Below are 23,315 nucleotides of genomic sequence, written 5' to 3' on the forward strand. Positions count from 1 at the left end.
ATGGTGCGCCCGGCTGGAATCGAACCAGCGACCCTCGCCTTAGAAGGGCGATGCTCTATCCAACTGAGCTACGGGCGCCTGGATACTAGAGGTGCTTATCCCGTCGCCTTAATTGTAAGGCTCCGGGTCGGGTCAAGCATGGTATGGTCGGGGCGACAGGATTCGAACCTGCGACATCCTGCTCCCAAAGCAGGCGCGCTACCGGGCTGCGCTACGCCCCGACTCAGAACTTACACTGACTTGTTGCAACTGATATTTCGGCTAGGTACGGACTCAACGGCTTTCCGTTATACAGGAACCCTCGCGGAGAGTCTAGGCGTCGATCCTCCCGGACCTCGACGAAGGGCCACATAGGCCATGGACCATTGGGGCAACCAGCGACTAACCTAGCCGTCCATTGCCTAAACGCTTCCGAAACATGCCACCAGTCAGCGATTCCAACATGAGCCCAGCCCATTTTCCTGCCACCTTGCATCGCCGATGGACAAAATGCAGTTTTTTTATGATGTCATCCATGTTAACCTGTTTTCCTGAGCAGACTGCCTAGGAGCTAAAGCCCTAGAGATCACGCATCTAGCCCTCACCAATTCGGTTGCATCATAAAAAACTCAGACTACATGTGCTCGACAGTACTAAATCTGCCTGTTTTCACTGGAGAGCTTCCGACATGCTGAGATGGGCCCAGGCACGACCGTGGGTGCAACGATCGCTGCTTCTCGCTGCATTCATCGGCGTTGTCATGCACGGCTACCATACTGCGTTTGTTCGCATCCCCCTTGGCCGTGACTTCGACGTCCACCGGATCATGGGAGAAAGGTTTCTCGCACACGCAGACGTATATGACGGCGGCGCAGGCTTCGGCTACCCCTACATGCCGATCGCATCCATGTACTTTGCTCCGCTGACATTTTTCGACCGTGATACCGCATTGGCGCTTCGCTATACCCTTGCCATTGCCTGCTTATGCTTCACGCTCATAATGTGTTACCGGATGACCCGCGTTCAATCCGGCACGACGCCAACGGCAGGCATGTGGATGGGTGCAATCTCTATCGTCCTGGCCCTCCAGTTTATCCTCCAGGATTTAGACGACGGTGGGCCCCACCTTATCCTGCTTGGCATCCTCATCGCCGGTATCTACTCGATCTGGAAAGGACGTGAAAGGCTCGGGGCTCTGTGGTTCGGCCTTGCTATCGCACTGAAAGTCACGCCTGCCCTATTTCTGCCGTTCTTCCTCTGGAAACGCCGATGGAAACTTGCTGGCTATACAACCCTGGCCACGATGTGCTGGATCCTACTTCCAGTCCTCTATATGGGGCCGAGCTGGTGGTGGTCGCAGCAGAGGGACTGGACGCAAGTTGCGGTCGGGGCAGTTCTGGGGCACGAATCACCGGCAACCCAATCAAACGAACAGCAGGTCAGAAACCAATCGCTGAAGCAGACCCTGCTGAGATACCTCGTGACTACTCCCGAAGACCATCCCCTTCGTCAGAAAGATCCTGGCTATGTCCCAGTCCTGAACCTGCCTCCCGCAACCGCTAAAATAGTGGTGTTCGCGGTCATGGCGAGCCTTCTAGCCTTCTTTGGCTGGACGACACGCCGTCCGTACGAAGGACGAGGGGACCCGATGTGGCTGCGTGATTCCAGCGCGCTGCTCATCATCGCGCTCCTTCTTTCGCCGGTCACCTGGGTACAACATCTAGTCTGGCTCGTGCCAGCCCTGTATCTGATTGCGATGGACGCCAGAAGCAAAGAAGGATTGAGTCTCCCGGTCAAGCTTGCACTGGCCCTCTACGTTCTCTTGGCGGTTGTTCTCAATTATGAGCTACTGGGCAGAAAAAACTTTTCGTTATTCTTAACCATTCACCCCTTTGCCATAGGTATGTTGTTGCTATTGGGGATACTGCTATTCGATCGCAGACATGCAGCAATTGGAGCCTGCTCGCTCAGCGAGCAAGGCAACCGCATCATCGCCCGTGAGCCTAAAATACAATGAGAACCGTTGTCGTCATTCCGACGTATAACGAGCGCATGAACATCCTACCGTTGATCGAACGGTGCATGGCCCTGCCTATTCCCCTCGATCTCTTTTTCGTGGATGACGGATCCCCAGACGGCACGGGCGAATATCTCGAGTCGCTTCGCAGCACCTATCCATGCCTGAGGGTTATGCATCGCTCTGGAAAATTAGGATTAGGCACTGCCTACCGCCAGGCGTTCCGCTCCCTGCTCACAGAGCCCTATGATCGTTATGTAGCGATGGATGCCGATCTCTCCCATCCCCCGGAATCGATTCCTGACTTGCTTCGCGCATCGGCTGAAGCGGATCTTGTGATCGGCAGCCGCTATATGCATGGCGGCGTCTGTAAGAACTGGTCCGCTGCCCGCCGGTTGCTCAGTCGCACCGCCAACAACATGGCTCGCGCCATGCTTTCCCTCGAGGTGATGGACGCCACAGCCGGCTTCCGCTGTTATCGACGAGAGCTGCTCGATGCCCTCAATCGGGTCAACGTGCGCTCAAACGGCTACTCCTTCCAAATCGAAATGGCTTACTACAGCCAGCTCATGGGGTTCCGACTCACAGAAGTCCCGATCGTGTTTGAGGAGCGAGTTCGGGCCAAAAGCAAGATGAGCCATTCTGAGATTACCGGAGCTATCCAGACCCTAGTACAGCTCTCCCTCCACCGCTGTTCCGGGCAATCGCTGCCGAGTGACATACCGCTGCCTGAGAAAATCCGCGACTAGGACCTCTCTCTAAAACCAGCCAAGGCTGATACCTCATAAAAAAGGGACTGCCGATCCTCTTAAGGACTGCGGCAATCCCTACACGATGATCTGGAGCGGACGCGCTCCCGGCTGCGCTACGCCCCGACTCGAGTATCTGGAAATTCCATCTCTTGCAACAGGTCTTTGGCCTGAATGAACGCTTTGGCGCGATGGCTGATCCTGTTCTTGTGATCCGCCGACAATTGAGCCAGGGTCTTCCCCAACTCCGGAACGAAGAACACAGGATCGTACCCGAATCCCAAGGTCCCGCTCGCATCTTCTGCAATCACTCCGTCCAACAGGCCTTGCGCCACTCTCACTCCGTCTGACGGGAGGGCAATCGCTGCGACGGTCAGAAAGCGAGCGGTTCGCCGTTCACGAGGCACGCCGGCCAATTCCTGCAAGAGCTTCCGGCAATTGTCTTCATAGGTCGCGCCTTCGCCGGCATAACGGGCCGCATAGACACCGGGCCGCCCCCCCAGCGCATCCACTTCCAGCCCCGTGTCGTCCGCCACAGCCGGCAATCCCGTAAACTCGGCGATGGCCCGCGCTTTTTTCACGGCGTTGGCCTCGCAGGTGACCCCGTCTTCGACCACGTCCGGGGCGCCGGGAAATTCGTCGAGGCTGCGAATCGTGATCCCCAGGCCGCCTAACAGCGCGACGAGCTCTTCGACTTTATGCCGATTACGCGTGGCGATGACCAATTCACGAATCATCGTCTGCCTACTCCAATTCCCCGATCAGATCCTTCTGCAACGACGTCAGGGCTTGAATCCCGCTCCAACCCATCGCCATGAACTCATCCATCTCCTGCTTGGCAAAGGGAGTCCGTTCCGCGGTGCCCTGCACCTCGACATAGCAGCCTTTTCCCGTCATGACCACATTCATGTCGACATCCGCCATGGAGTCTTCCGTATAGGCCAAATCAAGGAGGATTTCTCCACCCACTTTGCCGACGCTAATGGCGGCCAGATAGTCCGTCAAGGGACGTTTCTTGATCACCCCTCGTTTTTTGAGCAGGGAAAACGCGTCGGCCAACGCAATGAACGCACCGGTAATGGAAGCCGTTCTGGTCCCTCCATCCGCCTGGATCACGTCGCAATCGAGCCAGATCGACCGCTCCCCCATCTGACTCATATCCGTCACCGCACGAAGGGCTCGCCCGACAAGGCGTTGAATTTCAAGCGTTCGGCCACTCTGCTTCCCTTTGACCACTTCACGCGAGGATCGGTCATGGGTCGCACGGGGAAGCATCGAATACTCCGCCGTGACCCAGCCCTGCCCTTTCCCCTTCAGGAAGGGGGGCACCTTTTCCTCAATCGAGGCCGTACAAATCACTTTTGTATCGCCCATTTCAATCAACACAGACCCTTCGGCATGTTTGATAAAATTCCTCGTCACTTTCACCGGACGGAGCTGATCTTTTCTCCGTCCATCGACACGCAATAATCCTGCTGCACTGCTCATGGGTGGCTCCTATAAATTCCCGCAAATAAATATCACGCATTATAGGGGAAGGCTCTGCCAAAGCGCAATAAAACTGCCTCTGGCATAGGCCCCCCGACGAAAGCCCGGCAAACAGGACATCGGATTGTGATCATTCCGGTCCATCAACTTGAATGAAAAAGCGCAGAGAATTCACAGCACGTGACGGCCCTTACAATCCATTGATGCACAATAGGCGCGCCTCTATATTGTTGTTCGAATCATCTTAAGATCCGACAGGAAATGTCCGATAGGAATACACGGCGGTCCACCGGCGAGGACAGTCCCCTTATCCATCGACGATTGCGCGAACACAACGCACCATGATGTTGCCCCTTGACCGACCGAGCCTGCAATCCCTCCTTGAGCTCAAGCGCATCCTCATCGTCGACGACGAAGAGGGCATCCGTCGGCTCTTGGGATACATGCTCCAAGCCCAAGGTTACGAAACGGTGATGGCATCCGATGCGCGCGACGCGCGGGTGAAATTAGCCGAACAAGCCTTTGCGTTGATTTTGTGCGATGTGAATATGCCGGGCGAATCCGGCATGGACCTGGTCCGCGACATCCTGCAGCAATATCCCCATACAGCCGTCATCATGGTGACCGGCCTCGACAGCTCGGTGCTGGCGAATGCGGCGCTGGAGATCGGGGTCTTCGGCTACATCGTCAAGCCCTTCGAGTCCAATAAAGTGATGATCGACGTCGCCAATGCGCTCCGCCGCCGCAAACTCGAACTGGAAAATCGCCTCCATCGGGAAAACCTGGAAGATGTCGTCAAAACCAGGACGCTAGCCCTTCAACAAGCGCTCGAATGGCTCGAACGAAGCGAAAAGGAGCTGCGCCTCTCGCGGGAAGAAACGATTCAACGCCTCGCCATCGCCGCGGAATACCGGGACGGCGCCACGGCGCAACATATTCAGCGCATGAGTCACTATTGTGAATTGCTCGCCAGGAAGTATGGCCTGCCGGCCGAACGGTGCGATCTGATTCGCACCGCCAGCCCGATGCATGACATCGGAAAAATCGGGACGCCGGATCACGTCCTCCTCAAACCGGGCAAGTTCACGCCGGAAGAATTCGACGTCATCTCGCAACATGCGGAAATCGGCTATCGCATCCTCAGCGGATCGGATGCGGAGATCCTCAAAGTGGCGGCGTCCATTGCCTGGACCCACCATGAACGTTGGGACGGCAACGGCTATCCCCGCAAGCTGAAAGGCGAGGAGATTCCCATCGAAGGCAGAATCGCCGCAATCGCCGATGCCTTCGACGCCCTCACCACGCAGCGGGTCTATAAGCCGGCCTTCACCCTCGATTACGCCGTCGAACTGATGAACAAACACCGGGGCACGCATTTCGACCCGAAACTGCTCGACATCTTCTTCGCCTCACGAGATGAAATCCAGCGCATCTATGACCAATATGGCGATCCCCTGTCGGACCAAACCCATGCCGATGCTGCGTGACCCCCTCTTACCCGCCTGGCTCATAGTTCAGATTCGGCCCCAGCCACCGTTCTAGCTCTGACAGGGGCATCCCCTTTCGCGCCTGATAGTCGAGCACCTGATCCTTCCCGATTTTCCCCACGGCGAAGTATTTGGCGTCCGGATGGGCGAAATAAAATCCGCTGACCGACGCGGCAGGCCACATCGCAAAGCTTTCAGTCAGAGTGATACCTGCCTGCTGCTCAACGGACAGGAGATCGAAGAGCAGCCGTTTCTCCGTATGGTCTGGACAGGCCGGGTAGCCTGGCGCAGGACGAATCCCCCGATAGCGCTCACGAATCAAGTCCTCCGTCGTGAGGCCCTCGTCCTTGCCATAGCCCCATTCCTGCCGCGCGCGCGCATGGAGCCACTCGGCAAAGGCCTCGGCCAAACGGTCGGCCAGCGCTTTGGCCATAATCGAATTATAGTCGTCGTGGTCCCGCTCGAATTCCTCACACAAGAGATCCACCCCGATGCCCGTCGTCACGGCGAAGGCGCCGATATAATCGGCCCGGCCCGACTCCTTGGGTGCGACAAAATCCGCCAGAGCAAAACTGGATTGCCCTTGCGGCTTCTCCGATTGCTGACGCAGGGTATGGAGCGTCGTCAAGACTGTCGTGCGGCTGTCGTCACGATAGACCTCGATATCGTCCCCCACACTGTTGGCGGGAAAGAACCCATAGACTCCATTGGCGGTGAACAAACGTTGCTCCACAATCTTGCGAAGCAGGGCCTTGGCATCCTCGAGCAACTCCTTGGCCTTCGAGCCCACGATCGGATCTTCCAAGATCGTCGGGTAGCGTCCGCGCAATTCCCATGTGTGGAAGAACGGCGACCAATCGATATAGGGAACCAGCTGCTCCAACGGCTGCTGCGGCAGGACCTTCCCCCCTGTAAAGGCCGGCACCGGGATATCGACCTCCGCCCACTTGGATTCGAATCGATTGGCACGAGCCCGCGTCAGGGGCCAGAGGGTCTTCGCTCCCTTATCGTGATGGGTCTGGCGTATCTGGTCATAGTCGGCGCGCACCTTCGCGGAAAAGTCGGCCTTCACATCGTCATTCACCAGACTTCCCACGACACCCACAGCCCTGGAAGCATCCAGCACATGCACCACTGAGTGGTTATAAGACGGAGCGATCTTCACTGCCGTATGGGCCTTGCTCGTGGTGGCCCCTCCGATCAGCAACGGCAGGTCGAAACCCTGGCGCGTCATCTCGCGCGCCACATGCGCCATTTCATCCAGCGACGGGGTAATGAGTCCGCTCAATCCGATGACCTTCACTCCATGCTCTTTCGCCGCAGCCAGGATCTGTTCGCAGGGTACCATCACCCCCAGATCGATCACCTCGTAGTTATTGCAACCCAGGACCACCCCGACGATGTTCTTGCCGATGTCATGCACATCGCCCTTGACCGTCGCGAGCAGGATCTTGCCGTTCGAGCTCGACGCGCCGGACGTCCTCTTCTCTTCCTCCATAAAGGGCATGAGATAGGCCACGGCCTTCTTCATGACCCTGGCGCTCTTCACCACTTGCGGCAAAAACATCTTGCCGGACCCGAAGAGGTCCCCCACGATGTTCATCCCTGCCATCAAGGGCCCCTCGATCACATGGAGCGGCTTGGCATATTTCAGCCGCGCTTCCTCGATATCCTGCTCGATAAAATCGGTCATGCCTTTCACTAACGCATGGGAGAGACGCTCTTCGACCGTGCCCGAGCGCCATTCATCGTCCTTCACTGCCACTTTGCCCTGTTGCTTGACGGTCTCGGCAAAAGTCACCAATCGTTCCGTCGCATCGGGCCTGCGGTTCAGCAATACATCTTCGACCAATTCCAAGAGATCCTTGGGAATCTCCTCGTAGACCGCCAACTGGCCGGCGTTCACGATCCCCATGTCCAGACCGGCCTTGATGGCATGATAGAGAAAGGCCGCATGCATCGCTTCCCGCACCCGGTTGTTGCCGCGGAATGAAAAGGAAATGTTGCTGACGCCGCCGCTCACTTTCGCCAGAGGCAGATGCGCTTTGATCCAACGAGTCGCCTCAAGGAAATTCACCGCGTAATTATTGTGCTCCTCGATACCGGTCGCCACCGTCAGGATGTTCGGATCGAAGATGATGTCCTGGGCGGGAAAACCGATGCGCTCCGTGAGGAGGCGATAGGCCCTCTCGCAGACCTCGATCTTACGCTCATAGGTATCGGCCTGGCCCCGTTCATCGAAGGCCATCACCACCACAGCAGCCCCGTAGCGATGCACTAATTTGGCATGCTCGAGGAGCTTGACTTCCCCCTCTTTGAGGCTGATGCTATTGACGACCGGCTTGCCCTGGATGTTCTTCAGCCCTGTCTCCAGAATCTCCCACTTCGAACTGTCCACCATGATAGGCACGCGGGAGATATCAGGCTCCGACGCCACCAATCGCAGGAACTTCTCCATGGCAGCCTGGGAGTCGAGCATGCCTTCGTCCATATTGATATCGATGATCTGGGCGCCCCCCTCGACTTGCTGGCGCGCCACCGAGAGGGCTGCATCATAGTCGCCAGCCAGAATCAATTTGGAGAAGGCCGGCGACCCGGTGACGTTGGTCCTCTCACCAATATTCACAAAGTTCGACTCAGGCCTGATCGTGACTGCCTCCAACCCGCTCAACCTGGTATGGGGCTCGACGACCGGAGGCACGCGCGGCGCGATCCCCTTCACCGCCTCGGCAATCAGCTTGATGTGGGCAGGAGTCGTTCCGCAGCAACCGCCGACGATATTCAACCAGCCGTTCTGCGCCCATTCTTTCAATTGAGGCGCGAGACTCTCGGGCGTCTCAGGAAATCCCGTCGGCAACAAGGGATTCGGGAGTCCGGCATTCGGATGGCAACTCACATAGATCGGGGCCAACTGCGACAGCTCTTCAATCAAGGGACGCATTTCCTTGGGGCCCAAGGCGCAGTTGATGCCGACGCTCAGCAGAGGTACATGGGAAATGGAATTCCAGAAGGCTTCAATCGTTTGGCCCGTCACCCCGCGATTGCTGCCGGCCTGAATGAACGTGACCGAGGCCATGATGGGAAGTTTGAGTTTGCGGTCTTCGAAAAACTTATCGATAGCGAAGAAGGCAGCCTTGGCATTGAGCGTATCGAAAATCGTTTCGACCAAGAGAATATCGACGCCGCCGGCCACCAAGCCCCGGACCTGCTCGTAGTAGGCCGTTACCAGCTCATCGTAGGTGGTGCCGCGCGCACCGGAATTATTAACATCGGTGGAAATGGACGAGGTCTTCGTGGTCGGTCCGATCGCCCCGGCCACAAAACAGGACCGGCCAGGAACTGCAGCCATGACTTGCTGTGCCGCGCGCTTGGCACATTCTCCTCCGGCTTTTGCAAGTTCATAAGCCAGGGACTCCATCCCATAATCGGCGAGGGAAATGGCTTGCGCATTGAACGTGTTCGTCTCCACGATATCGGCGCCTGCCTCGAAGTACTGGCGATGGATCTCCTCGATGATGGCGGACTGGGTGAGGTTCAAGAGATCGTTGTGCCCCTGTTGATCCTTCTTGCAGTCTTTGAACCGCTCGCCTCGAAACGACGCCTCGTCCAGTTTCTTTCTCTGAATCATGGTGCCCATGGCCCCGTCGAGGACGAGAATCCGTTGCTGCAATAACGCCTCTAACGAACCACTCATAGGTCTAGTCTCCGCAATCGAATGTACTGTGATGGTAAGGAAAGCCGGGCCATCATAACTGACGGGTCTTGCACCGGCAAGCAATCCAATCTCCTCGCCTTGACAGGGGGAAGAGCCGCCGATACGATGCCGGCACTAGCTGGAGAGAACCTGTGCTCCTGCATCTTTCTACCCCCACGATCATCGTCTCATTCCTGCTTACTCTATCGACTGCCGTCTGGTTTCATCCTGAAACAGTCCTCGCAGCCCACTATTTCGAGGACGGGTACCTCGGCCTGACCCAAACAGAGCTCCATCACACACTCGGCATGCCGCAGGCGGTGCGCGACCGCAAGTCCGCCCTGCGCGTCTTCACCTACTACGCCATCACCGATTGGGAAAAGTATTTCCGAAAGCTCGTCTCGCCGGAAAACGGCGAAGACGTCTACACATTTAAACGCGACGGCATCGAGATCCGCTACTCGTTCAGCTACACCGCCGATCCCAACGATGCCAACGAGAATCGCCCGTTATTCGTTCGCCTCGTCGACATTGAATTCTCTCCCTCCGTTCCCCTCTCCCAAATCCCCTCTCTCGTTCCGGAATTTCATCCCTCAGACGATCCTACTGCACCCTCATTCCGATCGAACATCTGGGTGCTCTTGTTCAAAGGCGCCCCATCCCCACAGGCTCGCTTTATCGTAAAAGAGGCCACCAAGGACAAACTGGCCTGGACCCTGGCCTACCAGCTCTTTTCGTTGCAAGGATTGCCGGACCCGCTCACGGCCAAGTCTCTCATCGATCGGATGGAAATCAGCGCCCAAAGCATCGACCTGGTGACACAGCGCCAGCGGCACACCCATGAACCCATCCTCAATCCCTACTCGCGGGAATTTTCCCAGCGCCCACTGACGCCGCCCTCGCCCGCCACTAAAAAAATTCCCCTGCCCAAGTACGCGGAGTAACTCGCTCGCGAGGAGCGACCTTGCCCATTGCATCGATTCGACAGGGTAAACCACCTCGTTTTCTTGACTCTCTTCGAGTCACATTGCTACGATGCCCCCCGTCACACATCCATCCACTGTTGCGACTCAAGAACCCATGAACACTGTTTCAACTGATCTCACGGAACCGACCCCCTTCCTCTGCCGACGCCCGGTTCGGCTCATTATCTACACAGGACTGGGGCTTTTTCTGCTCCTCATCGTCATCTGGCCGCTGGTCGCGCAGCTCAAAGACCCTGACTTTCAAAAACATATCGCGGAACATCGCGTCATGGTCGGCATGTCGAAGGAGCAGGTGTTACAGGCGTGGGGCGGACCGCAAACGATCAACACGACCTTCACCAAAGAAGGCCTCCGGCGCGAGGAATGGATTTTTGAAGATTGGGAAAACGCGGCAGTCCTCAAGCACCGCTACCTATACTTTGAAGAAGGCCGCCTCATCGGTGGATGGTTCCAGGGCTCTGGCGAACGGCTGCCTACTCAGACCCCGTCCAATCCGCACAGCCCGAAACCGCGAAGCTAGCGACGAATGAAACGGCAGGCTACGGAGTTTCCGTAATTTGCACGCGGCGCAGTTTTCCCGGGCCGCCCGAGATGGTTAACACCCGTTTCCATTCTCGAATCTGGTACACTGCCCAGGCAGGTGATTCGCCCTTGTACGAGGCATCAGGATCTTCCCCGCTGGCGTTGAGAAAAATCGGCTCTGTGAAGCCTTCTTCCAACACATAGTCGAGGAGACAGTCGGTGACGAAGCCGGACCCTTGCAGGGACACTTCGGCCAGCATCGTCAGAATATCTTCCGGATTTTGGATCGTCACGTGCTTCATGAAGGACCTCCGCGTCATCGAATTGTAACGAGCCCCTCAGCAGGAAGGCAACAGACATGACTCGCCCCTTGACGAAAAGCCGACTCCGAGAAGAAATCTTGCGCCTCATGGATCGCAAACACCATTGGGCCTGGCCGGTATTCGCCGATGGCACGGTCACCGTCGATCAACTCAAACGCCACTTCCAACAGGAATACGGCGTCTATGTGCGCGACTTTCCCGTGTTCCTGGCCCGTATTCACGGACAGAATCCTCCGGCCCCGGTCCGCCGGATGCTGGCCGACAATATTTACGAAGAAGACACAGGCGGGCTCTCGCTGGGCAAATCGCACCCGGAACTGTTCCTGACCATGATGGCAGGCCTTGGATTGCCGGCGCGCGACTTTGACAAGGTGCGCCTTCTGCCTGCCAGCAAACGGTACCGCGCCTGGCTGGACAAGGTCTCGAACCACCGGGACTGGGTGGTCGGAGCCGCAGCCCTGACCATCTTCGTCGAAGGCAGCGTCAAGGATCGCGCAGAAATTGCCGACCCCTCCAAACCCAAGACCGCCGAAGAAATCGAAGCGATCGTCCAATGTCACCCGCTGGTGAAATACCACGGGCTCTCCCCCGATGCGATGGATCTGATTCGCGCGCACCAATTGGTCGAAGCGGGGCACCGCCACGATGCCTATGCGATGGTGGTGAACTACGCCACGACCCGTCCGCAGCAACAGGCCGTCCTGAGCTGCCTCAAGAAATGCCTGACCCTCTGGCAGGCCTACCGCGACGCAGTCGCCAAGGCCTGTGGAGTGACCAAGACCGCCCTGTGAACCGGTCGCTCGCGCTCCTGCTCGGTGTGCTGACAATCGGCCAGCCATGGGCCCTCAGCTTCCCTGCCTCCGATAGCATGACGCTGATTCCTGCCGGGGAATTCCTGATGGGGAATCCGGCAGGCAGCGATGGCCTTCTCGACGAACAGCCGCAGCGCCTCATCTCCCTCTCCCCATTCTGGATCGACCGTGACGAAGTCACAAATGATTCCTATGCACGATTCGTCGTGGCAACCGGCCATCGCGCGCCGGCAAACGCCAACCCTGCCTCGACCTTATGGGAATCCAACGTCCCGATCTCCGGTATCGGCAACCATCCCGTCGTGAATGTGAGCTGGGACGATGCCGTCGCCTATTGTTCCTGGGCCGGCAAACGCTTGCCGACCGAAGCGGAATGGGAAAAGGCCGCGCGCGGAACCGATGGCCGTCTCTATCCCTGGGGCAACGACTGGGACATCGCAAAAGCCAACAGCGCCAGCTATTGGGCGGGACGCACCATCGACTTCGAAAGCGGAGCGGACTGGGAATCCTTCTGGATTAAAGGAGCGGGAGCGCAGATTACGAAAGCAAAGGGCTTGAAGGGAGAAGTGCTCACCCTTCCGGTCGGCAGCTTCCCCGAAGGCAACAGCCCCTACGGACTCCATGACATGGCAGGCAACGTCGCCGAGTGGGTGCAGGACTGGTACAACCCGAACTACTATAAAGAGGCGCCCCTCTCAGACCCTCAAGGACCTCCTCGCGGGGCCATCAAGGGGATGCGCGGCGGGTCCTGGCTGAAGCCTGCTATCAGTCTTCGCGTGAGCGATCGGGACTGGGGCCTGATGGACAGCCGCCCCAGCGGGGCTGGCTTTCGCTGCGCGAAGGATGCCTTCTAACAGGCTGCTCAAAAATACCGCCAGGCGCGGTTTCGTCCCGGCCGATCCCACGGTCAGAAACAACAGGGCCAGAACCACAAACACCCACAGGGGATGAGATCACTCCGTCGCGGTTGCAAGGGCCCGATCGAAACTCGCGCACAGGGCCGCGACGTCCGGTTGATCGTCCGTCAACACGCCACAGTCGATCAAGAGGGCCAGGCGAGGGTTGGGATCGAGACGGCGCAGGGCCTGTTTGGTGAGGCCGGCAGACTCGATGATTTTCCGATAGGTGCCGAGCCAGGAACCGGTCACGGCTTTCAGCCCTGCATCGGTCGGTTTCATCCGTCCGAGTTTCACCTGCTCAAGCAGTTTGGTGATCGGATCGGACTGGGAGATCGCGGTCATCGCGCGCTGGAGAATCTGTTCGCCTGATTCCATGATCAATTGGTGGAACAGGAACCGGGGCCGCGCGGGTCGCCGCAACTGCCGCAGGAGCCGCCCCCGTTGCCCGGCAGCACCCACCCATCCGTGCCGCCCACCCCGAACCCGGAGATTTGTTTCTCCAGCTTCGTGGCCTGACATTTCGGACAGGCTGCTTGCGTGGAGCCATAGACTAACAGCTCAAAACGATGTTTGCATTCTCCACAGACATATTCGAAGATAGGCATAGATCGTACTCCTTATTGTACCGAGCATTATAAGATCGGACCGGCCAGTTCGCAATCTGTGGGACGACGTATGTACCAAGAAGAAAAAACCTTCACCCTGCGCTTCAGCCTGGAAGCCTCCTTCCCCGACGACTATGAGGGCGAAGAGGAGAACCAGGCCTGGGTGCGGGAATGGGAAACGAAGATCAAAGCGGAGCTACTCAAGGTGGTCTTCGAATCGTTGCGTCAGCACCAGTCCTGGCAGGCCCGCATCCGCAATCGCGGCAAATCCCCTTCCGATGAAATTGAAATTGTCCTCGCGCGGGACTTTTCGCAGGACATCCCCAAACCGCAAGGATTCACTCTGCCGTGATCACGCCTCCTCTCGGCCTGTACCTCCACATCCCCTTCTGCCGGCAACGTTGCGACTTCTGTTCCTTCTACCTGGAAATTCATCGAGAGGGCCGTGCAGAGACCTTTGTCCGATCCCTCATCCATGAGATTGGCCTATCGGCGCAGCAACATGTCACCCCCGACCGTCTGATCCAGTCGGTCTATCTTGGTGGCGGCACACCGACAGTCCTGGCCTCGGCGCAACTGACCGCAATCCTTTCTGAGATACGCAATTACTTCACCCTCGCTGCCGACTGTGAAATCACCGTTGAAGCCCACCCCTCCACGATCTCCGAGCAGGATCTCGCGCAACTCTATCAGACCGGTGTCACCCGTATGAGCTTCGGAGCAGAATCGATGGAGGATGGCGACCTGACCAGGATCGGACGGCCCGGCGCAGTTTATGAAACAGTCACCGCTATGACTCAGGCCAGAGTAGCAGGCTTCACTAACATCAACCTTGACTTGATGTATGGGCTCCCAAGCCAAAGCCTGGACAGTTGGAAACTGACGCTGACTAACTGTCTCGCACTGAATCCAACACACCTGTCTTGCTATGCCCTCACAGTCGAACAGGAAACCAAACTCGCCTCCAATATCCAACGCCACCGCAGTCCGGCGCTGGACGAAGGGCTTCAGATTGAAATGGACGAGGCAGCGCAACGGATCTTGGCTGACGCAGGCTATGAGCGGTACGAAGTATCGAACTATGCCAAGCCCGGCTATGCCTGCCGGCACAATCTGCTCTATTGGACCAACGGCGAATACCTCGGCTTTGGCCCGAGCGCCCAGTCCTATCTGGGCGGGACCAGATTCGGCAACGTCGCAGACCTCACGGCCTATGACGCAGCCCTCGCGGCAGAGAACCTTCCCATCGAAGATCGCGCCACACTTTCGAAGGAAGAACAGCTCCGCGATGCCGTGATTTTCGGGTTACGGCTCATTCAAGGCATCCCCTCGCAGCATCTGCATCAGCATGCAACAAACTACGGACACGAGACAGTCACAGCCCAGTTGCTGGCGCAGCAGTTGATCGAAGAGGACGGAGGGCGCAGCAGACTCTCGGCAAAAGGCCGGCTTCAGGCGGACACCATCGCCGGGCAGTTGTACTAGGACTGCTGCGAGAGACGCGCGGGACTGGCGGGACGTGCGAGACATGCCAGGCAAGGCTTGAGCCCAATCTGTCCATGTCGCGCCTTTCTCGCAACTCTCGCGTTTCACGCGCCGCGGCCCATGGCCGCTGCCGGACAGGGGCCGCATCCTGCCTCCTCCATTGACTTTTCGCGTGAGCGAGGTGGAAACTGAAGCCAGATCACGTCGGAGGTGCCATGCCAGTTAATATGGATCCTGCCAAGAAGCGAAAAAGACAGCCACTGCCAGAAGCGGTTGCCGCCGCCTCTGAGAAAGAAACTGCCCTGCCGACCAAAGTGGTTCCTTTCGGCGAAGAGACGGAAGAGGATCGGGTAAAGGATCTGGCAGATGCAGAGCTCAAGAATCTGTGGGAAGCCACAGAAGTCATCGATATGGATAAAGTCTGACCCTCGCTGATCAGAGAGCCCCGACCAGCAGCACGCCTTCCATCCCGTGCGAAACGCGCCCGGCGCACAGCGGCCCCCTCATCATGTGACCGGCTCCCGATGAAACAACTACGAATACCCCAGGCCCTGTTCTACCCCTTTCATCTGTGCCATCCGGAGACCCTGGCCAGGCTCCTGACTCGCTTTGCGACTGTCCACTTTCGCGACTTCATGGCGCTCCAATTGACCCCCATGTCCGGGATGACGGCATTCCAAGACCGGATGGGCATGAGCTTTCCGGACCTCGTCGAGTCAGGACGGCTCCGGCAAGGGTACGATGTGAGCGGACCTCTGTCACCGACAGTCGCAGCCGCCGTCGATCGAGACCTTCGCGATCCCCTCTGGCGCTCCTGCTTTCACCGCGCGTTTCGTCAAGACCGTCGGCTCCAACGGGGATTGTTCGAACCGTCCCACAGTCTTCGTATCGGCGACAATCTCGTGCCAGGCCCTGCCGCACTCCTCCACCTCATGGACGATTCGTTCAGACAGGAGGACTATGATCTCGCGAAGGTCAGAGGCTTATGCAGGAGTAACGTGACGCTTGAGGAGGGATACCGCTTCGAATATGGGCTGGCCCTCGTGAAGACCTCCGCCGCACTCGTCTATACGCAGACCCTGGCATTGGTGCAGCAGCTTCAACCGGTCACAGACTCCCCTGCACACTTCGCCCTCTATGCGCAATCCTGCACTCGAGAGAACTGGCCGAGCACCAACCATCTGCTCGTGCGCACCGGATATTAAAGTCGGGACAAATTCTGCTAGAATTCCCCCCTATGGCAGGCATCAAGACTCCCCTCGCACCCCCCATCCCGACAGAGATCGCCAGTACCGGCACCAATATTGGGCTCGACGCCCGTGTGATTGTGTTCAATTGCGAGTGCCATACCTACCAGCAAGTGATTGCCCTCTTTTGCCAACACATTCCAGGCATGACCAGCTCGAAGGCTTTCGAGCTGGCCTGGAAGATCGACCATGATGGGGAAGCCATCGTGTTTTCTGGGGCGCTGGAACAAGCGGAAGAAATCGCCGCCAAACTGGCGGGAGGGGGACTCCGGGTAGCCGTCCAATAGTCGCAGTCTGCTACTTCTTGTGTTTCTTTGCTGCGACTTTCGCTGGTTTCGCTTTCGCTTTCGGCGCAACTTTCGGCGTGGCCTTCGGTTTCGCTGTGGTCTTCGCTGGCACCACTTTCGCTGGAGCCGGCTTCGCCGCTACTGGTTTCGCCGGAGCAGCCTTTGCTGGAGCGAGCTTCGCAGGTGCCGTCTTTTTGCCGTGGCTTCCTCCCCCGCCCTTCACTGGTTTCCCTTCAGCGAGCTGTGCCTGAAGTTTGTGTGTGGCAGAGGTTTTATTCAGCTTCTGAACCATATCGCCACTATGGATCCGCACTTGATAGAGTTCTAAAAGCTTGCCAATGGCCTTCTGATCGCCCCGTTTCGCGGCATTCAGCAGCTTGCGGCGATGATTCATCTCTTCTTCTTCGGTATGAGAAGCAGCCCGTCGTTCCATAGCCATCCTTTCGTTCTACGTGGGAATAAAGCCCCCGCGCGGCGCAGTATAGCGGAAATGCTCAATTTCTTCCAGATCTTCTAGCCCCAAGCGGGAACGAGGCGCGGGAGGCGCGAGGCCTGCGAAACCAGGGTTTGCGCCTCGCGCCTGTCACGCCAAGCCGCCTATCGCGGCATGAGAGCGCTTGTGGCTGGTTTTCCCCGAAGCGTATAATACGCATCTTATTTTGAATCACTAAGGAGACCCCCATGGAACATGAGAAGCCGAATGCACCGACCGTCGCCGATGACCCCAACGCCCGCGAAATGCTGCGCCAGGCCTTCGAGAAAACCGCGCGCTGGGAAAAAGACTTCAAGGGATTCACGGCCGACCTGACCGTCAACGTGAACGGGAAGGAAACCAGCGGACCGATCATGGTGAAGGGCCCTCGTGAAGTTTCGGTCCAACTGGGCGATGCCGACGTGCAGAAGTGGGCGCAGGAACAGCTCGGGATGATCGCCGTGCACCGCGGCCCGCGAAGCTTCGAGGAGTCGGATGGCAAGTACTCCCTGACGATGGAAGAGGACGGCCATCCCTTCGGCACGAAACTGATCATCCACGGATCGAACTCGTTCTATCGCCTCAAAGACAACCGCATCACCCAGATCAACCGCAAGATGGCCCATCCCGGCATGACGCCCTTTGCCTTCACGATCAACGTGGAAGAAAGCGCCGTCACCCAGGACCAGAAGAACCTGACCACCAAGTACAGCGTGTACTACTACTCCCCCACCGACGGAAAGCTGACCAACGCGGAAAGCATCACCGACACCTACGTCCGGATCGGATCAGCGGATCTCCCGGCCACCCGCCGGAACATTTCCTACGAAAACGGCGAAGTCGTCGTAAAGAACCTGACGTTCAAGAATCACAAGTTGGTCTAAGCCTCTTATCTCACGCCTCTCCCCTCATGGGGAGAGGCGTAGTAGAGCCCGCACAGGAACGATCAATGGATCTACGGCAATCATTTCCCCGCAGCATGCGCGCCACCCTGGAAGGCTACGTCCACCTGGCACGGATGATCGATAAATGCTGCGCCACGCTGGCAGGCACCGAAGGCGAATACATCTATCCCTGCCCCATGGATGACCGGCTCCTGGAATTCGCCGGCATCACGGCCGAGCAGTTCACGTCCGCCGTCAAAGCCAATCCCTCAGACGAAGCCGTGGTGAGCTGGTTCATCCGGACGGCCAAAGCCCATCCCCAAGCCGAGCTGGAATCATGGAACAGGGAGATGCTGACTCGCGGGCCCAGCACACCAGAGAAACAGGACTACTTCAACAAACTCAGAGACGCCATCGACCCCTCCCGCACCGACCTCACTGCCTGGGCCGACCTCCAAGATCTCGAAGAAGGCCGGACAGTTCCGAAGCGAACGTCTGCCCCTTAGTCTCAACCCTCGATCCCCTCCGCACCAGCACCATCGCGCCAGACGCCAGGCAACAGATGCGGAGGGATTATGCCTGCCTGAAAATGGAAAATACTTGCAGATCTACGTAAGTGCACTATCCTGATACCTTGCGCATTTCAGCCAGATTTCCCACGATTGAAGCCGTCGCCACCGCAATGACAAGAGGCTGCCCAATTGGTGTCTGACCGCAGAGATCCAACACTCCCACTGTTTCAAACTCCCATGAACATGGGCCGCTATCGCGTCCAGGTCCTCATGCTGCAGAGTCTCGTGTCCATCGTGCTCGCCTATCAAGTCCTCTATACCCCGGAAACGATCCTCCCCCGCCCGGTCCAGGAAGTGCTCGTACTAGGGCTCTTGTCTTTGCTGGCAGCCGCGTTTCTCCTGCCGATCCGCGTGATCGAGAGCCGCGCCTTCACGATCGTCCTGCTGCTCATCGACACCGCGATCACCTCCAGCATTATCTACGCCACCGAACAATTGGGGTCCGACCTCTACCTGGCCTATTTCCTGATCATCCTCATTTCCGCCTCGATGAGCACGCTCCAACTCAAGATCGCCTTCTCCGCCATCATTGCCGCCCTCTACGGAGCCATGCTCTACCTCTCGATAGGCAACGCGCTGTTCCTCGAAGGCCACCTCATTCGCATTTCGATCCTCCTGATCATGGGCGTGGTCTATAGCGTCATGAGCGAGAGCCTGGACCAGGAGCGCAAGGGCAAACAGGCCCTCCTGGAGGAAATGCAGGAGCGCCGCCGGGCCGAGGACACGCTCAAGACGAGCGAGACCCTCCTCCGCGCCCTACACGAAATCACCGTGGATGCCGCCGACTGGGAGCAGCGGCTCCGTCGCGTCTTAACGTTAGGCTGCAGCGCCTTGGCCTTGCCCACCGGCATGGTGACGCGGATCGACGGCGACAGCTATGAACTCCAAGAAATTGTCAGCCCGAAATCGAAATGCCCGGCGGACACACGACATCCGTTGCGCGGAAGTTATTGCGAATGGACGACCCGGTCCCGGGAAGCCATCACCTTTTCGTCTCCGGAGCAGTCCGAATGGAGCCCGCCGGCTGACGACATGGTGTCTGCCCCGCAAGCCTTTGCAGGCATCGCCATTTACGTGAACGGCACCCTCTATGGATCGTTGAGCTTTTCCTGCGAGGAACCGCGGGAACGGCCCTTCGCCGGCTACGAAAAAACGTTCTTGAAACTCACCGCCCAATGGATCGGGCACGAGCTGGAACGAAAGGACGCGGAGGCCAACCTCCATCGCGCGAAGGAGCAGGCGGAAGCGGCCAGCCGGGCCAAAAGCGAATTCCTCGCGACCATGAGCCACGAAATCAGAACCCCGATGAACGCCATCATCGGCATGTCGGATCTCCTCGCGGAAAGCCCCCTGCTGCCCGAGCAGCAGGAGCATCTCGGTATCTTGCGGCGGTCGAGCACCAACCTCCTCGATTTGATCAACGACATTCTCGACCTCGCCAAAGTCGAATCGGGGCACATCGACCTCGAACAGATCGGCTTCGACCTCCATGAAGTCCTGGACAAAGCCACGGAACTCATGGCGCTCAGGGCGCAAGAAAAAGAGATCGAGCTCCTGGTCTCCGCCGCGCCGGATGTGCCGGTCGAACTGATCGGCGACCCCCAGCGCCTGCGGCAAATCATCGTGAACCTCGTCGGCAACGCCATCAAATTTACCGATCGTGGAGAGATCGCCGTCCGCGTCACCAACGATACCGAGGCGAACCAGCCTGGCGCCTTGCGCTTCGCCGTGTCGGATACGGGCATCGGCATCCCGGCGGAAAAACTCCACCATGTCTTCGACCGCTTCACCCAAGCCGAGGGCTCGACCACGAGGCTCTACGGCGGCACCGGATTGGGCCTGGCCATTTCCAAGCAGTTCGTCGAGCACATGAAGGGAAAGATCTGGGTCGAGAGCACCCTGGGAAAAGGCAGCACCTTCTACTTTACCGCCCGCTTCGCCATGCCCGAGAACCCAAACGCAGCCGCTTCGTCGCCCGGCAACGAACTGACTGGGATGCAAACCCTGCTGGTCAGCAACAACGACGGCTGCCGCAGGCTCGTCGGCGAAGCCCTGCAATCCTGGGGCGCTACCGTCAACGACGCGAGCGACGAAGACTCGGCCTTGGCCCTCCTGACCAACACGGAACCAGGCGCCCCCTCCGCCCCCACATTGATGTTTCTCGACCTGGGGGACCTCTCCCTGGACCACACGCCGCACCGCATGAAACTGATCCAGATCGCAAAAGACCGGGGCGTGATGGTCATTATTTTCGTCTCCGACGTGCGCAGCATGAACATTCGGCATGCCTACAGCCAAGGGCTCGGCGGCTACGTCACCAAACCCCTGACCAAGCGGAAGCTGTCCCATGCCCTCGGCATGGCCATCAAACGCACGGCGAGCGCCTCCGAATACGACTCAGCCACCAGCCCCGCCAGGACTGAGATGCAGGCGACGATTCTCATCGCAGACGACTCAGCCGACAACCAAGTACTCATCCGGTCCTACCTGAAACAATCCGGCTACCAGCTGGATATTGCCGAAACAGGGGAAATGGCAGTCGACATGCACCGGGCCAAGCACTACGACCTAGTGCTGATGGACGTGCAAATGCCTGTGATGGACGGACATACCGCCACCAGAACCATCCGGGAATGGGAGAAATCCTCCAACCGAAAACCCACCCCCATCATCGCCTTGACCGCCCATGCCTTCCAGGAAGAAATCCAACGGAGCTTAGCCGCAGGCTGCTCCGACCACCTGACCAAACCCATCAGAAAAGACACCCTCCTCGACGCCATCCACAAGTGGCTCTCGCAAGCAGCCTAGAATCCGCACCAACCGGGCCGCCCTCTAAGCCCTAGAGGAAGGCCAAACCGTTCCTCTCTACGCGCAATCGCGCCAAGGCTTTCAGAATCTGGCTCAGGACATCAGCAAATTACGATGCAAGACTAGCACTAGCCTTGCGATTCGCTCACTCCACAGAGTGATGGATACATCTACGTCTTTGCAGTAGACTCGCCGCGGCAAATATCATAATCGGACGTAGCGAATCAGCACATGAGTGATAACGTTCTATCGCATAACGAAATGTGTCGGCGCGAAGGTATCAGCCTCCAGCGGGGAATGAATTTCGGCCTTGGCGGCAATCACTCCGTCATTCTGATGTCGGTGCGCCGTAATGCTCCCTACCGTGATCGTCTCGAAGACGGAGGAACAACGCTGATCTATGAGGGCCACGACCATCCAAAGGTCACGTCCTGCCCTAACCCAAAGGTGGTTAATCAGCCCGGAGCCCTTCCATCAGGGAAACTCACCCAGAACGGTAAATTCCATGAGGCCGCGCAGAGATTCAAAGTCGGAGAACGTGCCCCAGAGCGGGTTCGCGTCTATGAAAAGATTCGCTCAGGCATATGGTCATACAACGGGGTCTTTCATCTCGTTGATGCCTGGCAGGAGCGCGACGACCATAGAGTTGTCTATAAGTTCAAACTCGTGGCGGTAGAGGGGGAAGAGGACTTTGCTCAGCCAGTTCATATGGACGCGGAGCGGCGCCGAATAATCCCAACTGCTGTCAAACTTGAAGTATGGAAAAGAGACGGTGGGAAATGTCGGCTATGCGATGCACACGACGAACTTCACTTTGACCACATCGTCCCATTCTCAAGAGGTGGCACTTCGCTCACAGCCGAGAATGTCCAGCTACTGTGCGCGCGTCACAACCTGCAAAAGCGGGATTACATCGAATGAGCGCTGAAGAATGATGAAGCCGATGCTAGGAAACTTTCTCTGCGCGCAGAGGAATCACCGCTATCAATGCTCCCTCCAAGCTCGCTCGCTTCCACTCAAAGGTAGTGCGGCCTGGTTGATCCTCTAGTACGCGCATCGAGCGCGAGCTGGTTCATCTGGTCTATCTGGCTTGTCTGGTTGATTAGGCTGGAAATTCATCCAGGAAAACTAGACAGACGAACCGGGGCACGTTTCTCTACAGCCATCAGCCCCCCTCGTCCCTTCAGGCTCAAGAATACGGCGAAAAACGCCGATACGTCAGGGTAAAAGACTTTCACGTATGGGGCCAATATGCTGACAGCAATCGGCGATGTAATGCGACGCGTGTATGAACGCGGCTGGATTACGACCAGAGACGGCAACATCAGTATGCGAAAGCGCGAGGGAAAGTATCTCTACATCACCCCCTCAGGATGGCGGAAGACCATCGTGCACCCGGAACATATCGTGCGGATTGAGATTCTGACGGACCCTCAGACCGGCGCTCAGACTCCGAACGTCCGCGACGGGCAGCAGCCATCCGGCGAACTCTGGATGCACTGGAATTTGCAGCGCGATACGAGAAAAACCCGAACCGTCGTACATGTCCATGCCACGCACATCGTTGCCGCCATCTATGCCGGCTGCGACCTCCAGGCCATCAGCGCGGAATTCCCTGAAATCTCACGCTATACGCGCGTGGGGCCAACGGTCCCTGCGTTGCCGGCTTTGTCTCGTGAATTAGCAGACGTGACAGCTGACTGTTTCGGACTCGGGAAGGATGGAACGCTTGCTTTCGATATCGTCGGGCAGGCCAACCATGGAGTCTGTGCCGTCGCAGCCGATCCCTGGGCCGCCTACGAACATATCGAACGCCTCGACCACATTTGCGAAATTGTCCTCAAGAGCGGTGTGATGAAGGCCGCAAAGGTCAAACCCTCCCGCGCAGCCTAGCAGGATACTGGAAAATCTCACCGCAGCGCTCTCGCTTCACGAGAAAAGAACAACGCTATAGATGCTCCGTCCAAGCTTGCTCGTTTCCGCTCAAAGGTAGTGCGGC

General features: G+C 57.9%; 24 protein-coding genes and 2 tRNA genes. 17 read left to right on the top strand and 9 right to left on the bottom strand.

What is annotated here, in order from left to right; translation table 11 throughout:
• Position 1 precedes the first annotated feature (1 nt).
• Positions 2–78, bottom strand: a tRNA-Arg gene (locus NT179_00065).
• A gap of 66 nt (positions 79–144) precedes the next feature.
• Positions 145–221: transfer RNA gene (locus NT179_00070), tRNA-Pro, on the bottom strand.
• Positions 222–697: 476 nt separating this feature from the next.
• Between NT179_00070 and NT179_00075 the strand changes: the two genes are divergently transcribed.
• Positions 698–1,996: a glycosyltransferase family 87 protein gene (locus NT179_00075; GenBank protein MCX5720413.1), complete on the top strand. Its 1,299-nt coding sequence runs from the start codon at positions 698–700 to the stop codon at positions 1,994–1,996.
• Positions 1,993–2,745, top strand: a complete 753-nt coding sequence (locus NT179_00080) for a polyprenol monophosphomannose synthase (GenBank protein MCX5720414.1) — start codon at positions 1,993–1,995, stop codon at positions 2,743–2,745. Before NT179_00075 ends, NT179_00080 begins: the two co-directional genes overlap by 4 nt.
• Before the next feature lie 116 nt (positions 2,746–2,861).
• Here NT179_00080 and NT179_00085 read toward each other — a convergent pair whose 3' ends face one another.
• Positions 2,862–3,482, bottom strand: coding sequence for an XTP/dITP diphosphatase (locus tag NT179_00085; protein MCX5720415.1), 621 nt, complete (start codon positions 3,480–3,482; stop codon positions 2,862–2,864).
• A gap of 7 nt (positions 3,483–3,489) precedes the next feature.
• A complete protein-coding gene (gene rph, locus NT179_00090) occupies positions 3,490–4,212 on the bottom strand; it encodes a ribonuclease PH (GenBank protein MCX5720416.1) in 723 nt (240 codons plus the stop codon).
• A gap of 362 nt (positions 4,213–4,574) precedes the next feature.
• Between rph and NT179_00095 the strand changes: the two genes are divergently transcribed.
• A complete protein-coding gene (locus tag NT179_00095) occupies positions 4,575–5,720 on the top strand; it encodes a response regulator (GenBank protein MCX5720417.1) in 1,146 nt (381 codons plus the stop codon).
• Positions 5,721–5,727: 7 nt separating this feature from the next.
• Here the strand turns inward: NT179_00095 and metH are convergent, their stop codons facing one another.
• The gene (metH, locus tag NT179_00100) at positions 5,728–9,414 is read right to left on the bottom strand and encodes a methionine synthase (GenBank protein MCX5720418.1); all 3,687 of its coding nucleotides are present in this window, start codon (positions 9,412–9,414) and stop codon (positions 5,728–5,730) included.
• Positions 9,415–9,566: 152 nt separating this feature from the next.
• On the opposite strand from metH, the gene NT179_00105 reads away from it, so the two are divergent.
• Together NT179_00105 and NT179_00110 are read left to right on the top strand one after the other, a co-directional pair.
• Positions 9,567–10,358, top strand: a complete 792-nt coding sequence (locus tag NT179_00105; protein ID MCX5720419.1) for a hypothetical protein — start codon at positions 9,567–9,569, stop codon at positions 10,356–10,358.
• Positions 10,359–10,494: 136 nt separating this feature from the next.
• On the top strand, positions 10,495–10,920 hold the full coding sequence (locus NT179_00110; protein MCX5720420.1) for a hypothetical protein: 426 nt from the start codon (positions 10,495–10,497) through the stop codon (positions 10,918–10,920).
• 19 nt (positions 10,921–10,939) lie between these two features.
• Here the strand turns inward: NT179_00110 and NT179_00115 are convergent, their stop codons facing one another.
• Positions 10,940–11,224, bottom strand: a complete 285-nt coding sequence (locus tag NT179_00115) for a hypothetical protein (GenBank protein MCX5720421.1) — start codon at positions 11,222–11,224, stop codon at positions 10,940–10,942.
• Between the two features lie 56 nt (positions 11,225–11,280).
• Here NT179_00115 and NT179_00120 point away from each other — a divergent pair, with 56 nt between their 5' ends.
• Both NT179_00120 and NT179_00125 read left to right on the top strand, forming a co-directional pair.
• Positions 11,281–12,036, top strand: coding sequence for an iron-containing redox enzyme family protein (locus NT179_00120; protein MCX5720422.1), 756 nt, complete (start codon positions 11,281–11,283; stop codon positions 12,034–12,036).
• The gene (locus NT179_00125; GenBank protein ID MCX5720423.1) at positions 12,033–12,911 is read left to right on the top strand and encodes a formylglycine-generating enzyme family protein; all 879 of its coding nucleotides are present in this window, start codon (positions 12,033–12,035) and stop codon (positions 12,909–12,911) included. The genes NT179_00120 and NT179_00125 overlap by 4 nt, the downstream gene beginning before the upstream one ends.
• A gap of 99 nt (positions 12,912–13,010) precedes the next feature.
• Here NT179_00125 and NT179_00130 read toward each other — a convergent pair whose 3' ends face one another.
• Positions 13,011–13,331, bottom strand: a complete 321-nt coding sequence (locus NT179_00130; protein MCX5720424.1) for a hypothetical protein — start codon at positions 13,329–13,331, stop codon at positions 13,011–13,013.
• 2 nt (positions 13,332–13,333) lie between these two features.
• Positions 13,334–13,561 (bottom strand): zinc ribbon domain-containing protein, encoded by a 228-nt coding sequence (locus NT179_00135; protein MCX5720425.1) that lies wholly within the window; start codon positions 13,559–13,561, stop codon positions 13,334–13,336.
• 70 nt (positions 13,562–13,631) lie between these two features.
• On the opposite strand from NT179_00135, the gene NT179_00140 reads away from it, so the two are divergent.
• The 5 genes from NT179_00140 (at position 13,632) to NT179_00160 (ending at position 16,580) form a co-directional block, all read left to right on the top strand.
• The gene (locus tag NT179_00140; protein MCX5720426.1) at positions 13,632–13,913 is read left to right on the top strand and encodes a hypothetical protein; all 282 of its coding nucleotides are present in this window, start codon (positions 13,632–13,634) and stop codon (positions 13,911–13,913) included.
• Positions 13,910–15,046 (top strand): radical SAM family heme chaperone HemW, encoded by a 1,137-nt coding sequence (gene hemW, locus NT179_00145; GenBank protein ID MCX5720427.1) that lies wholly within the window; start codon positions 13,910–13,912, stop codon positions 15,044–15,046. Before NT179_00140 ends, hemW begins: the two co-directional genes overlap by 4 nt.
• A 215-nt stretch (positions 15,047–15,261) precedes the next feature.
• Positions 15,262–15,471 (top strand): hypothetical protein, encoded by a 210-nt coding sequence (locus NT179_00150; GenBank protein MCX5720428.1) that lies wholly within the window; start codon positions 15,262–15,264, stop codon positions 15,469–15,471.
• 99 nt (positions 15,472–15,570) lie between these two features.
• The gene (locus NT179_00155; protein MCX5720429.1) at positions 15,571–16,251 is read left to right on the top strand and encodes a hypothetical protein; all 681 of its coding nucleotides are present in this window, start codon (positions 15,571–15,573) and stop codon (positions 16,249–16,251) included.
• A 32-nt stretch (positions 16,252–16,283) separates the two neighbouring features.
• On the top strand, positions 16,284–16,580 hold the full coding sequence (locus NT179_00160; GenBank protein MCX5720430.1) for an ATP-dependent Clp protease adaptor ClpS: 297 nt from the start codon (positions 16,284–16,286) through the stop codon (positions 16,578–16,580).
• A gap of 10 nt (positions 16,581–16,590) precedes the next feature.
• Here the strand turns inward: NT179_00160 and NT179_00165 are convergent, their stop codons facing one another.
• Complete coding sequence (locus NT179_00165) at positions 16,591–17,013, bottom strand: hypothetical protein (protein ID MCX5720431.1); 423 nt, start codon at positions 17,011–17,013, stop codon at positions 16,591–16,593.
• A gap of 248 nt (positions 17,014–17,261) precedes the next feature.
• Between NT179_00165 and NT179_00170 the strand changes: the two genes are divergently transcribed.
• The 5 genes from NT179_00170 (at position 17,262) to NT179_00190 (ending at position 23,209) form a co-directional block, all read left to right on the top strand.
• A complete protein-coding gene (locus NT179_00170) occupies positions 17,262–17,936 on the top strand; it encodes a DUF3386 family protein (protein ID MCX5720432.1) in 675 nt (224 codons plus the stop codon).
• A gap of 65 nt (positions 17,937–18,001) precedes the next feature.
• On the top strand, positions 18,002–18,442 hold the full coding sequence (locus tag NT179_00175; GenBank protein MCX5720433.1) for a DUF5069 domain-containing protein: 441 nt from the start codon (positions 18,002–18,004) through the stop codon (positions 18,440–18,442).
• A gap of 198 nt (positions 18,443–18,640) precedes the next feature.
• The gene (locus NT179_00180; protein ID MCX5720434.1) at positions 18,641–21,316 is read left to right on the top strand and encodes an ATP-binding protein; all 2,676 of its coding nucleotides are present in this window, start codon (positions 18,641–18,643) and stop codon (positions 21,314–21,316) included.
• 231 nt (positions 21,317–21,547) lie between these two features.
• Positions 21,548–22,237, top strand: coding sequence for an HNH endonuclease (locus tag NT179_00185; GenBank protein ID MCX5720435.1), 690 nt, complete (start codon positions 21,548–21,550; stop codon positions 22,235–22,237).
• A 330-nt stretch (positions 22,238–22,567) separates the two neighbouring features.
• Positions 22,568–23,209, top strand: a complete 642-nt coding sequence (locus tag NT179_00190; GenBank protein ID MCX5720436.1) for a class II aldolase/adducin family protein — start codon at positions 22,568–22,570, stop codon at positions 23,207–23,209.
• The last annotated feature ends 106 nt before the right edge of the window (positions 23,210–23,315 follow it).

Source organism: Nitrospirota bacterium, assembly GCA_026387665.1.
Lineage (GTDB): Bacteria > Nitrospirota > Nitrospiria > Nitrospirales > Nitrospiraceae > Palsa-1315.